Below are 12,700 nucleotides of genomic sequence, written 5' to 3' on the forward strand. Positions count from 1 at the left end.
CAACTTAAAACGCAGAGAAATGAGATCAATTATATGAAAAGAATAGAGTTCCTGCACTGGGTTTTAGAGATTGATGTAGACAAAACGAAAGATTTTTATAAGAAAGAACAAGAGGTTTGTACATGTTTGGATTGTAAAAATTTTAGAAAAGCATGTAAATATATCAACAGCTCTGTAATGGAGCTGTTTTTGCAGTTAGGCGTAGATCCGTCGAAACCAAGTCTGTTATCTGAATTTGGAGAAGAGGAGGATGGGAAGCGGTTGTACATAGGGAATTACCATTTGACAGGTAAAGTAGTGAAAGGACCCACTTGCACAAGTTCGACCTGGAATGCTGAAAATACAGCCACCTTTGGCGATGCAGCAATTGGATTTGAAATGGATCATATAGATACTCTTTCTTCTCCTGTATTACAAATAGGTTTTGAAATGAAACTGCCTTGGGTTTTAAAGGATGATCTTGAGCAGGATGAATAACGGTTTACTTTTAAAAGATGAATAAGAAATGGAGAGGTTTTTATGAAGCCTAAAATGAATAAAAAAGAATTAGCTCATAAAGATGACATTTGGAATGCAGTAATCTCTGCTTTACCTGAATATGTTTATTCTGCAGAAAACAAAACAGCAAAAGAAGCTTTTACGGTATTTCAATACTACTCCGAAATGGAAAGCGGCGGGCATGAAATTTTACTCAATTGGACTTCCGATTATATAAAAGAAGTAGGAATTAGAGCATATGTAAAAGAATTAATAGAGAGTCTCGAGAAAATAAATGCCCATGATTATGCTGCGATCATCAGAAAATATGGGGAGCAAATGTGGAAGCTGCATATCTCTTTAGAAAATGATGAAGTGGAAGAAAGCGAATACTATGAAGTAATTGAAAAAGCTGATGCAGAATATTACAGTTTGGACGACCAATTAGCTGGATTATTAGAAGCGTATTTCGTGGAGATTTATGAGGAATTGATTGATGTGGTGGAGGATTGATTGTTTGGTAAAAAAAGGATGGAACAATCTAAAAGCCCATCCCAAATTACAGTTTATTCTAGCTTTCAAAACAATTCCGTTCCACCTGCGTTTTGGACACTCGCTTTCCGCGTGAGCATTTCGGCAAGCCTGTCGGGTCTCACCCTTTGCTCTGCTTCCCGCAGGAGGCGAGTGTCCTCCGCTTCATTTCACCAGGTTTAAACATTGTATTTCTAATCAATCATTAAAAATGTAAGTTTCAGTCTCCTAATCTTGGTTATAATCGACTCGTCTAGTTATTTAAAAATTCCCTCTAAAGCCGACTACTCAATTAGTTCCTTGAACTTCTCTATAACATCTCTCTTCAAAATTTCCTCTTGATAAAAATGATTCACATATACAGTTAGGATCATTTCGTTTTCTTCGTTTATTTCAATTTTGCTAAGAACAGTGTTAATGATGTCCGCAAATTCCTGAGGACCACGATACATCGTGTTCCATGCACGCACTTGTAATTCCAAGTCATCACTTAAAGCCGCATCTTCCAGCTCGTCTGCTGGTACAGACTCATTTTGCTGTTCATAAGGGTTTTCATATGTATCAGTGTAAATAAACTGAAGAGGAGAGTATTCTTCGATATCATAAGTAAATTGCTTATGATGTGTGGAAATAAGGATTTCATTCTCGGTCATTTTCAATGATCCATTATCGATAAGCAGTTGACCTGAATCAATTTGCATATCCAATTCAGCATCAGGTGTAAAAAGCCAATAGCGGTGATCAGGATTCAGCTCTGAAACATATTCTTCAAGAGATGTGGATTCAAACCGATCTTCATCATGAAGTAGAGAATATTGCTTTGGTCGATAGAAACTGCGGGCATCGACATCCTTCATCGTAATGGTCCATTGTGATTCAGGACAATCAAATAAAACGCGAAAAGCAAAGCCATCCTCAATTTTCTGAAGTTCATCATAGATAAAGTATTGCCCAGCCTCCAGCGGCACATCTGTTTCTTCTGACGTAACACCTTTTAACATTAGATGAACATATGCTTTAGTAGAAAAGCCGCCTTCTGTATTGATGTAAATATGAAGTGTATCACTTTTTCTTATGATGCGTTCGATTCTTCCATCATGAAAGCTCTCATTAAACACTTCCTGTGCTGCAGCGGATAAAAAGGGAATCGCATGCTCCGCATTCTCACCTGCAGCTTCTAATATCTGTTCAAATTCCTGTTCACCCTCACTCATCCACTGTAAATAATCCTCACGAACAGCTTTCGGAAGTGAAGGATGATTTAAAGTATTATTATTTAAATACGGAATAAAACGGCTTGGCAGCACTTGCTGAAGCTCTTCCCGCACTTCATCGAGATCTTCTTTTAATGAGGCAAAAAGATCCTCGCCTTCTTCATCTGCTTCACTTATAGCAATCTCCCAGTCTTCATCGCTCTCGTGTATAGGCAGAAGATTTACCTGAGCAAACCTTACTTGTGCTTCTCTAGTTAAATGCCACATTAGGATCACCTCTTAAGTAATGGTAAATTTAGTATACTATAAGTTTTTGGTATATGGGACGGGCTCGGTTTGTGGTATTTAAAAGGTGAAGAAGTGGTTTAATAGGAAAACTTAATAATTTGATAGGAAAACAAAAAAGTTTGATAGGAAAGCCATCGAAATTGATAGGAAACGTAAAAACTTTGATAGGAAAATCAAAAATTTTGATAGGAACCCTACTATTAAATGAAAAATCAATCGATTTTAATAGTATGCGAGTTGAACTATTCCCCACTTCTAATGAAAATCATAACAATATTTAGGCACATCCCTTATTCAAAGGTCGACTTTTTCATTTCCTCAACTCAAAGCGGCAATCTGTCAAACTTTTATAAAAATTTCAAAGTCATCCTTCAATTTCCAATTCAAAAAATGATAAAATAGTAGTAATTTACAATAATAGTAGGTGGGATAGGCTTGAAAGAGTTAATAGATAAGATTACTGCGTTTAGAGATGAACGAGGCTGGTCGCCTTATCATAATGAAAAAGATCCGCAATTTCGATTTCGCTTGAGGCGAATGAACTATTAGAGAATTTCCAATGGAGAAGCAGCGAGGCAGCAGTTGCAGATAATAAACAAAATATAAAAGAAGAAATGGCGGATGTATTCATTTATCTTTTGCAATTGGCTGAGAAGATGGATGTGGATCTAATGGAAGAAGCTTTTAAAAAAATGGAGAAAAATGCAGTGAAGTACCCAGTTAAATGAGAAAAAGACAGGATACAGGGGGAAATACATTCATGATCCCAGCAAAAACGGATAAGGTGCATGTCAGCAATATAAGTGAAAGCAGTTTGATTGAAACACTCTCCTGGTTCGACCATCATAATCAATCGCTTTATTATATTGCCTTGTGCCATTTCACAGACCATCAGAAAATAGAAGAAGTTTTTTATCAATCTATTTTAAAAACCGACAAGGAATCTTCACGATTCAAGAGAGAAACCTCATATGAAGGCTGGGTTACCGCAAACTTTATACATAAATGCCAAGAGCTTGCTGGCGGCGGAATTCGAGAGGAGACAGAGGGAACAGAAGAACTAATCGCCGCAATTTATCAATTAAAAAAGCAAGAGAAGGAAGCCATCCTTTTAACTTATGTAAAAGGAATACCATACGATGAAACGGCAGCTCTGCTGCAATTAAATATAGATCAGTTAAAAGCCCTTTTAGCTTCAGGAATTCAATCCATCAGAGAGACAATAGGAGAGGGACCAGAATTTAAGGGCTGCCAGGAATTTATTCCTCACTATCTTACCTATTTGGACCGGGCCATGGAGCGGTCCGAAAAGATAGATTTTGAGATTCATTTATATCACTGTCAAAACTGCCAGGAGGATTTAGCGACATTCCAAGAAGTCAAGCTGATGCTGGCTGATCTGCCTAAAAAACAGATGCCTGCTGCCATATGGAGAAAGCTCAAAGAAAGAGTGGAAGAAACAGAAAAACAAAGACAGCAGAAGAGAAAAAAACGAAAAAGAATTGGTCTTATCACAGCAAGTGTTTTTACGATGCTGATCGCATTAGGATTTATTACAGGTATTTTTGCCTCTACTTATTATGCCCTGTCAGAGGATGATCCTGAACTGCGTTATTATCTGCAGGGAAACTTAGGGGAACGGCTGAACCTGGTGGCGGAAGATAATGGTGTTAAAATCACGATTAAAAGTGCGATTGCCGATGAATATCAGACCCTTGTTTATTATGAAATTGAAGATCTGGAAGAAGAACATCAATATATGATGATTTATGAAGATGGGGTCACTGTAGAAGACGAATTTAAGAGCTTGAGCGGCATGAGCTATCCGCGTTACTATCCGCCAAATATTGAATCGGATTTAAACCAGAGAGAAAAAAATGTATATCATGGAAAGCTAAGTTTACGGCCGCTCGTAAAAGATAGCGGTACGATTAAGCTTAATATTAGAAACCTGCAGCGAGTGACGAAAGAGGGATTCATCAACTATGACTATGCAGAGGCTGCAAGAGGGGAATGGGAATTTGAGCTCCCATTAACGAAACAGCCTTCGACCGAATTTGCATTGGAGGGAAGTGCAGAAATTGACGGAGTAGAAGTAACCTTTAATACATTGACTTCTGCACCGACTTCAACCGTGCTTCAATATACGGTAGAAGGGGATCCGACCATGCAGAAAATGTATACTTATATGATTGACCATTTAAATGTCGGTGAGACAGTCGTTAAGTCAGACTTTTACGGGTCTTATTATAACTCAACTCACAATAACAATGGGTCAATAACCACTGAAAGCCTTTTTGATCCTCTTTTGGGGGCAGAAGGAAATGAAATGAGCATTCAATTTGGATCTGTTCATTTATCGGTGACGGATTCATTAACCATTCCGCTGGATTCGATCCAGGAATATCCTTATACCTTTGAATATGCAGATAGTACCATTTCAATTGACAATGTCCAATCGAGAGATGCCACTGAGATTACACTCAGCAATTATGAAACTGCGAATCGAAGTTATGATTCCCTGCAGTACAATGTTGTAACTGAAAACGATGCAGAAGTCACCTCTATGGAGATGGATGGAGAAGGTGTGATTGTCGATAAAAATGGTAAGGAGTATGATATTCATAATCTCTCCATTCCATATGAAGAGCTTGTTTATCCCCGTCATATTAGAACTGTGGAAAGAACAAAATATTACGGAAATAATGTTACACCTACAGCGATTGAACTGTATGGCTATGACTCTACCAAATACTTAGATGATGTGGTGAAAGTTAAAATTAACCCAGCTGAATAATGGAATTGAAAGTCCTAATGTGGATTCGGCATTAGGGCTTTTTTAGTTGTACAATCAGGTAAAATAAGGGGAATATATACAAATAATGAAACTGTTTGATATCTTGATCGTATTATAAGGAACACAAAATGAAGAATGCAGAATTTAGCAGTTTAAAATAGAAACGTTTAAATTGCCATGGAACCTATTGTTACAGTATGTAAAATAAAAGTTATCATCTGGCCGAAAAACAGGAAAAGGGGGAAACAGAATGGATACAAATCAAGTAAGCGATATGAGGCTAAAGCAAGCTGGCACAATCAATATGTTAATACTTGTTCTTCTCGCTCTTTTTTTTCTTATTGTCAATGTCTTTACGCTAACGTTCTCTCAATTTTATTTAACAGCTGGGATTATAGTGCTGATTCAGGGGCTTTCTGGTCTTATAAAGAGGGATTCTACGAGATCAATATTTCCAATCCTTCAGCAGGCAGCACAATATGAGAAAGAAAAAATGGGCAATGAGTGGTATAAGTATAAAAGAACTGGACACATTTGGAGTTTAGTGCTGGGCTGCATGTTCATTCTGCAATCCGTTTTGTTCAGTGACTCCGGTGACGGTGTTTTTCAATTAGAAATCGTGCTGATGCTGATAATTGCTTTTACGGTTTTTATTATGATTAATATTAGTTTGATTATCCATTTTAGAAAAGTAGATCAGGCGAGCACACCGGTTGAGTTTCAAGGCTATACGAGAAAAACTTATGCTGTAGCTTTTGGAGTTGGAATTGCACTTGGGGTTTTGTTGATTATCTTTTTTGTTTCACTGTTTTTATCATGACCTTAAGACTTGGAAAGGGTGTAGAAAATGAAGATTTTTATGACGGTTCTTTTCTTTTTCATAATAGGATTCTCTGCATTTAAATTACTTCAGCTCCTCTTTAAAATGAATAAGAAGCCTCTGGTGCCTCTAAATAATGAGGATCTTCAGCATATTCGAAAACACCCCCAATCACCTGTTAAATTTCCGACTTTCTCCCAGCATAAAACAGGCTTAATCACATACTCTTTGCTGCTTATTTATTTAAGTGTAATGGTTTTGATGGGTGTATTCTATTGGCAGCTTCAATGGGCCATGTATTTATGCATATTTCTCCCGCTAATCCATACAACTAATCTCCTAAACTTATTCGCTGTTTTAAATGACGGCCTATTATGCGGCACCCGTTTTATTCCCTGGAAAAACATCAAGTCATTTCGATTTGTTGAAATCAATCAGAATCACAGATTCTATGGGTTTGGCAAAGAGGTGAATAGCGGCTATGAGCTGAAAATCCAAACAAATTTCCTTCCAGTCAGCTGCATTGTGACGTCAGATATGATGAAAGAGAAATTAACGGAGGTTATGGAGGCAAGGATTGCACAAATAGAAAGAGATCTCAATCACACAATATAAATGTTCGATATAAAATATTTTTAATTAAAGATAAAAATACGGTTGACTTCTTTAACTGTAAATATTAATATTACAGTATAAGGTGATAACGATTATCACTTATATATTTATTTAAACTGTAATTTTTTATATTACATTTAGACTAATACTATGTCGGGAGTGTTGAAACTCATGGTACATTTATATACAACTTCAAGCTGCACATCTTGCAGAAAAGCGAAAGCATGGTTAGAGGAGCATCAAATTGATTTTGTAGAAAAGAATATTGGAACGAACCCTTTAACAGCAGATGAAATTAAATCAATTTTAAGATTAACTGAAGCAGGGACAGAAGAAATTATCTCAACAAAATCAAAAACGTTTCAAGCTTTAGATGTGGATGTGGATGCACTCCCGCTGAAGGAATTGTATCAGTTAATTATGGATCATCCGCAAATGCTGCGCAGACCCATTTTGTTAGATGAAAAACGTTTGCAGGTAGGTTTTAATGAAGAAGAAATCCGCAGTTTTCTGCCGCGCAAATTCCGTTCATTTTCCTTTAGTGAATTGCAGAAAATGGCGAACTAATGCACTCGGACAGGATTCTTGACAACACTATCTGTAACAATTAGTATTACAGTACAGATAACAAACTTTGCATTTTTTGGAGGCAAAAAATGAATAGTGACTTTACTCTTGCCATACACAGTTTAACGTATCTTGCTCTTCAATTGGATCATATGTCAACGAGTGATGCTATTTCGGAAAGTGCATGTGTACATCCCGTACGAATTCGCAAGGTTTTAAGTTTATTAAAAAAACATGGGTTCATTGTATCAAAAGAAGGAATCGGCGGCGGTTTTATCTTTTCAAAAGATGCAAGTGAAGTCAACTTGTGGGATATATATCGCATCACTTCAGATGGAGCCTTACAGCCCAAATGTCCAGATTCGAATGAGGATTGCGTAGTAGGCGCAAACATGCAAAAAGTATTATTTTCGATTTTTATCGGTGCAGAACAGCATCTCGGACAATATTTAAAAAACTATACTATTAAAGACATTGTGGATCTTGTTAACCAGAAAAATCAATTGTGCTGACAGGGGAATGATCATTTTTTCCTGCAGTCTAACTGTAGTGAAAATATTTACAGTTAAAATAAAAGAGTAGGTGAACATATATGACGAATTTGCAAATCGGCGATTGGATCAAAGGACAATCAGCAGATGGAGAATTAATTTTAGGATACATTGATTCCGTAAATGAACAAGAACAATTTGCAAAGGTAATCGTTGTAACCTCTGATAACAATGAAGCAGTTGGAAGGAGAATTCCGATTCTGCAGAAACAGCTAAAGAAAATCCCTAATGCCAAGGTGACTAACATAGAACAGCTTCGCTTTCTCATTGACCTGGCTCTTGAAACTGGAGACCGGGAGTGGTTTAAAGAACTATCAAACAAGCTGAACTCGATGAAGAAGCTTGTGGATGATGTGAAATAAAAAGTTGAGTCAGGTTAGACTTTACAGCCTATTAAAAGAGCTTGGGACATAAATATTTAACATCATACCTGAATGATTAGAAAAGGAGTTATTTCTAATCATTCGGGTTTTTTAGTGTTGCTTCTAAAATAAAATTTTTTTAAATAAAAGTGCTACTTTGACATATCCTCTTCTTCTCCTCCATAAAAAATGAAGCATTGCTTTAACATACAATCACAAACCGCATTCGCTTTCTGTGAGAACATTAGCCGGTACTCCCTTTAATTCTCACGCTAAAAAAGGTATATTGAAGATATAACAATGTGATATGTGGAGGTTAGTCTGTTGCCGCAAAAGCCTAAAAGAATTGCGAAATATAAAATCATTGAAGAATATATACTTGAAAAAATAAAAAGCGGAGAATATACAAAAGGCCAATTAATTGAAACAGAACAGGAATTGATTGAAAAGTTTAGTGTAAGCCGTGTGACTGTCAGACAGGCTACCAACAATCTAGTGGCAAAAGGATATCTATCCAGAAGTCAGGGGAGCGGCACCTTCGTTTCAAGTCAAAAAATTGTTGGCAGAACGACCAATGTGAAAAGTTTTACAGATGAAATGAAAGAAATGGGGAAAGTGGCCAGTACAGAAGTGCTTGAATTTAAAATTATTTCGGCAAGTCCGGAAATAGCACTTAAATTACAAATGGAAAAGGGCAATCCCATTTATTTTATTAGAAGACTCCGGAAAGCGGACGATGACCCAATGATGCTGGAGACTAGCTATATGAGTGTGGAAGATTACCCAGATCTATCTTATGAAAATATTACTGGATCTAAATATCAGTATATCGAAGAAGTAAAAAATCAAACCATCGATCACTCCCACCATGTAGTAGTACCGATTATGCCGACTGAGGAAATTGTACAATACTTTAACTATAACCCAGAGCAGCCTTTAATAAAGTTATTGAATACAACCTTTTTAACAACCGGAAAAATTCTGGATTATACTGAGGTCATTTTAAACTCAGAAAAGTATCAGTATCAATCCATAAGAGCGAAATAATTTGTATTAACAAATTTTATACAGTCTATATAAATATTACAATTGAATTAGCAAAAATAATGGCATTCACCAATGAGGTGAGTGCTTTTTTTATTTTATAAAAATAATATACCATTTTATACATAAGTTTCTGGAAAGGAGCAGACACTTGTATCCATAAAAGCTTAGGAATAAAGAGAAAAGGGTTATCCTGCCTTCTTTTAATATATAGATAATGTAACTCGCTTTTATTTATTAATACATATTATTAAAATGTATTGACATATTTAATAGATTTGATATTATGTTTATAGAAATTGAATTAACCGTTTACAGCACTCAAAGTTGAGTGAAAAATTTTTGAGAGTGATGAAAGCGGTTCCTGTTTACTGTTAATTTCACAAAGAGAAAGGGGGATAAAAATGAAAGACGCACTGATGGGTTTTGGTCAAAAACTTGGAAAAGCGATTTTACTGCCAGTAGCGATTCTTCCAGTAGCGGGATTATTGCTAGGAATATCGTCCGCTTTATCTGGTCAAGCAGTTCTTGAAACATATCCAATTTTAGACAACACCATTTTGCAAGCGATTTTACAGATTATGAAAGCAGCTGGATCAGGGGTATTTAATGCTCTCCCATTAATATTTGCAGTCGGGATAGCGATTGGTTTAGCTAAAAAGGAAAAGGGTCCTGCTGCTTTAGCAGCTGTTGTTGGTTATTTCGTCTTAATTATTACGATCAATGCACTTTTAACTATTACAGGCGAATTAGCTCCACCAGATGCAGATCCACGAGCATATGGACAAGGAGCACAATTTGGAGTTCTGACACTTCAAATGGGTGTTTTTGGAGGTATTTTAACAGGTATTGTAACCGGTTTAATCCACAATCGCTTTTATAATATAAAACTGCCTGAAATGCTTGCCTTCTTTGGAGGCTCAAGATTTGTTCCAATTATTAATACATTCGTATTCTTAATTGTTGGTGCTTTAATGTATATCATTTGGCCATTTATCGGTAATGGAATTGCCGCATTTGGAGAATTTGCAACAGGACTTGGTACACTTGGAGCATTTTTATATGGTTTAATGCTTCGTACTCTTTATCTGTTTGGTCTTCATCATGTTTTCTATCTTCCATTCTGGACGACTGCTGCCGGTGGAACATTAGAAGTTGGCGGACAGATGTATGAAGGATTCCAAACGATTTTCTTAGCGCAATTATCTGATCCTGAAACAACTAAATTCTTTGGAAACTTAGCACTATTTAATAGTGGCCGTTATTTGCACATGATGTTCGGTATGATTGGTATCGTTCTTGCGATGTATCATGCAATTCCTAAAGGACCAAAGAGAAAAGCAACAGCTGGTTTCTTATTATCAGTAGGTTTAACAGCATTTGTAACAGGTGTTACTGAGCCAATTTCTTTCGCTCTATTATTCGCTTCACCACTTCTTTTCGCAGCAGAAGCAATCCTTTTCGCTTTAAGTTTTGTGGTAGCGAGCATTGCCAATATTACAATCGGTTCAACTTTCTCAGCAGGACTTGTTGAATTCCTTCTATTCGGAGTATTCCAAGGAAACGATAAAACGAATTTCCTTTGGGCTCTCCTGTTAGCCATTCCGGTTATAGCTGTTTACTATTTTGTCTTTAAGTTCTTGATTATCAAGCTTAATGCAAAAACACCTGGCCGTGATGATGACGAGGTGACAGAAGAAGAACAAAGTCATGTAGCAGCAGTAGTAACAGAAGATGATAAAGCTAAATTAATCATTGAAGGTCTTGGCGGTTTTGATAATATTACAGAAATTGATAACTGTGCAACAAGACTGAGAGTAACTGTAGTGAAGCCAGATAAAATTGATGCGAAGACATTAAAGCAGACTGGCGCCATGAACACAGTTGTAAGAGGCAAGGCGATTCAAGTGATCTACGGACCAAAAGTGAATATCATCCGCGGAGAAGTAGACGACTATATCGAACAGAACAATATTAAGCATTTGTAATGAGTGGAGTGCTCTATCGATTTTTGATAGAGCCTTTGCCAATTCGTCTTGAAAGGAGTTTTTATAATGAAAAAAAATGTAATCTATATACACACACATGATAGCGGAAAAGTTCTTAGTCCATATGGTTATGATGTTCCGACACCTGCATTGCAGCAGTTTGCGGAAGAAGCAACTATTTTTAGACAGGCATATTGTGTAGGGCCAACTTGTTCACCAAGCCGGGCAGGACTTCTGACAGGAATGTACCCGCATAGCAACGGAATGTATGGACTATCTCAGCGGGGATTCCAGCTTCATGATTATAATCAGCATTTAGTAAATTTCTTAAAGAAGCAAGATTATCATACTGTCCTTTGTGGTATTCAGCATGAGGCTGGCAGCTATACAGATCATAAAAATGGTGCAAAAATGATTGGATATGACCAGGATATTACGTCTGATAATGCTGGTTTAACTGAACAAGAGCTTGTGAAGTGGGATTATAAAAACGCGAATCAAGTTCGTGAATGGCTGCAGCAGACAGATAAGGATAAGCCTTTCTTTTTATCTTATGGAATGTTTGCGACACACCGTAAGTTTCCGGAAGAAGCGCACGAGGATTACCCGGAGTTTGATCCAAAGTATGTAATGCCTCCATACCCAATGTCGGATGATAAGAGAATTCGTGAAGATTACACAGGATATCTTAACTCTGCCACTTGGGCAAACGAATCATTTAAAGTAGTGATTGATGCGTTAAAAGAAGAAGGTTTATATGACAATTCCATTATTATTCTTACAACGGACCATGGTTTAGCTTTCCCATTCGGCAAATGTACATTGTATGATACCGGAATCGGTGTTTCATTAATCATGCGTGTTCCAGGAAGCAATATGATTGGTGAGGAAGTAGAAGGTCTTGTTTCGCAGGTAGATATCTTCCCTACATTGTGTGAATTGCTGGAGATCGAAAAGCCATCTTATCTGCAGGGTGTTTCTTTTGCAGAGATGTTTAAAGTGATGGATCATGAGGTGAGAGACGAGATTTTTGCTGAGATCAATTATCATACGTCTTATGAGCCTGCACGTAGCATTCGTACGAAAAGGTATAAATATATCAAATATTATGATGAAAACTACTTGAAAATTAACCGCACAAATATAGATAATTCACCAACAAAAACATTATTTCATGAAAATGGCTTAGAAGAAGCTGTTAAGCCTCATGAAGGTTTGTATGATTTAATGTACGATCCGGGCGAAAGAAATAACTTAGCTGGTGTTGAGCGCTACAATACGATCCTTGAAGAAATGCGTCAAAAACTGCATGATCATCAAGTGAAAACAAATGATCCGATTCTGTCAGGTCACTTCAAAATAGAAGAAGGCTGGAAGGTTAATCGTGCAGAAACGTATAACCCTAGCTCAAAAGATCCTAATGACTACTTAAAGGCTGGTGAGTAA

The 12,700-nt window shown here is 36.9% G+C and carries 12 protein-coding genes and 1 pseudogene; 12 read left to right on the forward strand and 1 reads right to left on the reverse strand.

All coding sequences use genetic code 11. From position 1 onward, the window contains the following. Positions 1-33 precede the first annotated feature (33 nt). Together F7732_RS15000 and F7732_RS15005 are read left to right on the forward strand one after the other, a co-directional pair. On the forward strand, positions 34-477 hold the full coding sequence (locus F7732_RS15000) for a hypothetical protein (protein WP_151574824.1): 444 nt from the start codon (positions 34-36) through the stop codon (positions 475-477). A gap of 42 nt (positions 478-519) precedes the next feature. Continuing rightward, a complete protein-coding gene (locus F7732_RS15005; RefSeq protein WP_151574825.1) occupies positions 520-990 on the forward strand; it encodes a DMP19 family protein in 471 nt (156 codons plus the stop codon). A gap of 302 nt (positions 991-1,292) precedes the next feature. Here the strand turns inward: F7732_RS15005 and F7732_RS15010 are convergent, their stop codons facing one another. Further along, the gene (locus F7732_RS15010) at positions 1,293-2,489 is read right to left on the reverse strand and encodes a DUF4085 family protein (protein WP_151574826.1); all 1,197 of its coding nucleotides are present in this window, start codon (positions 2,487-2,489) and stop codon (positions 1,293-1,295) included. Positions 2,490-2,945: 456 nt separating this feature from the next. Between F7732_RS15010 and F7732_RS15015 the strand changes: the two are divergent. The 10 genes and pseudogenes from F7732_RS15015 to F7732_RS15060 all read left to right on the forward strand — a co-directional run bounded on the left by F7732_RS15015 (position 2,946) and on the right by F7732_RS15060 (position 12,700). Beyond that, positions 2,946-3,238 (forward strand): annotated as a pseudogene (locus F7732_RS15015) (nucleotide pyrophosphohydrolase). A 32-nt stretch (positions 3,239-3,270) separates the two neighbouring features. Next, positions 3,271-5,307 (forward strand): DUF4179 domain-containing protein, encoded by a 2,037-nt coding sequence (locus F7732_RS15020; protein WP_161598892.1) that lies wholly within the window; start codon positions 3,271-3,273, stop codon positions 5,305-5,307. Between the two features lie 250 nt (positions 5,308-5,557). Next, entirely contained in the window at positions 5,558-6,127 is a 570-nt protein-coding gene (locus F7732_RS15025) for a hypothetical protein (RefSeq protein WP_151574828.1), read from the forward strand. A 27-nt stretch (positions 6,128-6,154) separates the two neighbouring features. Beyond that, positions 6,155-6,742: a hypothetical protein gene (locus tag F7732_RS15030; protein ID WP_151574829.1), complete on the forward strand. Its 588-nt coding sequence runs from the start codon at positions 6,155-6,157 to the stop codon at positions 6,740-6,742. 171 nt (positions 6,743-6,913) lie between these two features. Then, positions 6,914-7,309 carry a transcriptional regulator SpxA gene (gene spxA / locus F7732_RS15035; RefSeq protein ID WP_151574830.1) on the forward strand — a complete coding sequence of 132 codons (396 nt, stop codon included), beginning with the start codon at positions 6,914-6,916 and terminating at the stop codon, positions 7,307-7,309. 89 nt (positions 7,310-7,398) lie between these two features. After that, entirely contained in the window at positions 7,399-7,821 is a 423-nt protein-coding gene (locus tag F7732_RS15040; RefSeq protein WP_066449384.1) for an RrF2 family transcriptional regulator, read from the forward strand. An 80-nt stretch (positions 7,822-7,901) separates the two neighbouring features. Then, entirely contained in the window at positions 7,902-8,222 is a 321-nt protein-coding gene (locus F7732_RS15045; protein WP_151574831.1) for an IDEAL domain-containing protein, read from the forward strand. Positions 8,223-8,546: 324 nt separating this feature from the next. Continuing rightward, positions 8,547-9,269: a GntR family transcriptional regulator gene (locus tag F7732_RS15050; protein WP_161598893.1), complete on the forward strand. Its 723-nt coding sequence runs from the start codon at positions 8,547-8,549 to the stop codon at positions 9,267-9,269. 401 nt (positions 9,270-9,670) lie between these two features. After that, on the forward strand, positions 9,671-11,254 hold the full coding sequence (locus tag F7732_RS15055) for a PTS transporter subunit EIIC (RefSeq protein ID WP_151574833.1): 1,584 nt from the start codon (positions 9,671-9,673) through the stop codon (positions 11,252-11,254). Between the two features lie 66 nt (positions 11,255-11,320). Next, positions 11,321-12,700 carry a sulfatase family protein gene (locus F7732_RS15060; RefSeq protein WP_151574834.1) on the forward strand — a complete coding sequence of 460 codons (1,380 nt, stop codon included), beginning with the start codon at positions 11,321-11,323 and terminating at the stop codon, positions 12,698-12,700.

The sequence above is a fragment of the Bacillus mesophilum genome (genome assembly GCF_008923265.1).
Lineage (GTDB): Bacteria > Bacillota > Bacilli > Bacillales > Cytobacillaceae > Cytobacillus > Cytobacillus mesophilum.

Excerpts from the sequence above, each read along its gene's own strand:
- F7732_RS15000 (WP_151574824.1), top strand. The coding sequence starts at position 34 with ATGAAAAGAATAGAGTTCCTGCACTGGGTTTTAGAGATTGATGTAGAC.
- F7732_RS15005 (WP_151574825.1), top strand. The coding sequence starts at position 520 with ATGAAGCCTAAAATGAATAAAAAAGAATTAGCTCATAAAGATGACATT.
- F7732_RS15010 (WP_151574826.1), bottom strand. The coding sequence starts at position 2,489 with ATGTGGCATTTAACTAGAGAAGCACAAGTAAGGTTTGCTCAGGTAAAT.
- F7732_RS15020 (WP_161598892.1), top strand. The coding sequence starts at position 3,271 with ATGATCCCAGCAAAAACGGATAAGGTGCATGTCAGCAATATAAGTGAA.
- F7732_RS15025 (WP_151574828.1), top strand. The coding sequence starts at position 5,558 with ATGGATACAAATCAAGTAAGCGATATGAGGCTAAAGCAAGCTGGCACA.
- F7732_RS15030 (WP_151574829.1), top strand. The coding sequence starts at position 6,155 with ATGAAGATTTTTATGACGGTTCTTTTCTTTTTCATAATAGGATTCTCT.
- spxA (WP_151574830.1), top strand. The coding sequence starts at position 6,914 with ATGGTACATTTATATACAACTTCAAGCTGCACATCTTGCAGAAAAGCG.
- F7732_RS15040 (WP_066449384.1), top strand. The coding sequence starts at position 7,399 with ATGAATAGTGACTTTACTCTTGCCATACACAGTTTAACGTATCTTGCT.
- F7732_RS15045 (WP_151574831.1), top strand. The coding sequence starts at position 7,902 with ATGACGAATTTGCAAATCGGCGATTGGATCAAAGGACAATCAGCAGAT.
- F7732_RS15055 (WP_151574833.1), top strand. The coding sequence starts at position 9,671 with ATGAAAGACGCACTGATGGGTTTTGGTCAAAAACTTGGAAAAGCGATT.
- F7732_RS15060 (WP_151574834.1), top strand. The coding sequence starts at position 11,321 with ATGAAAAAAAATGTAATCTATATACACACACATGATAGCGGAAAAGTT.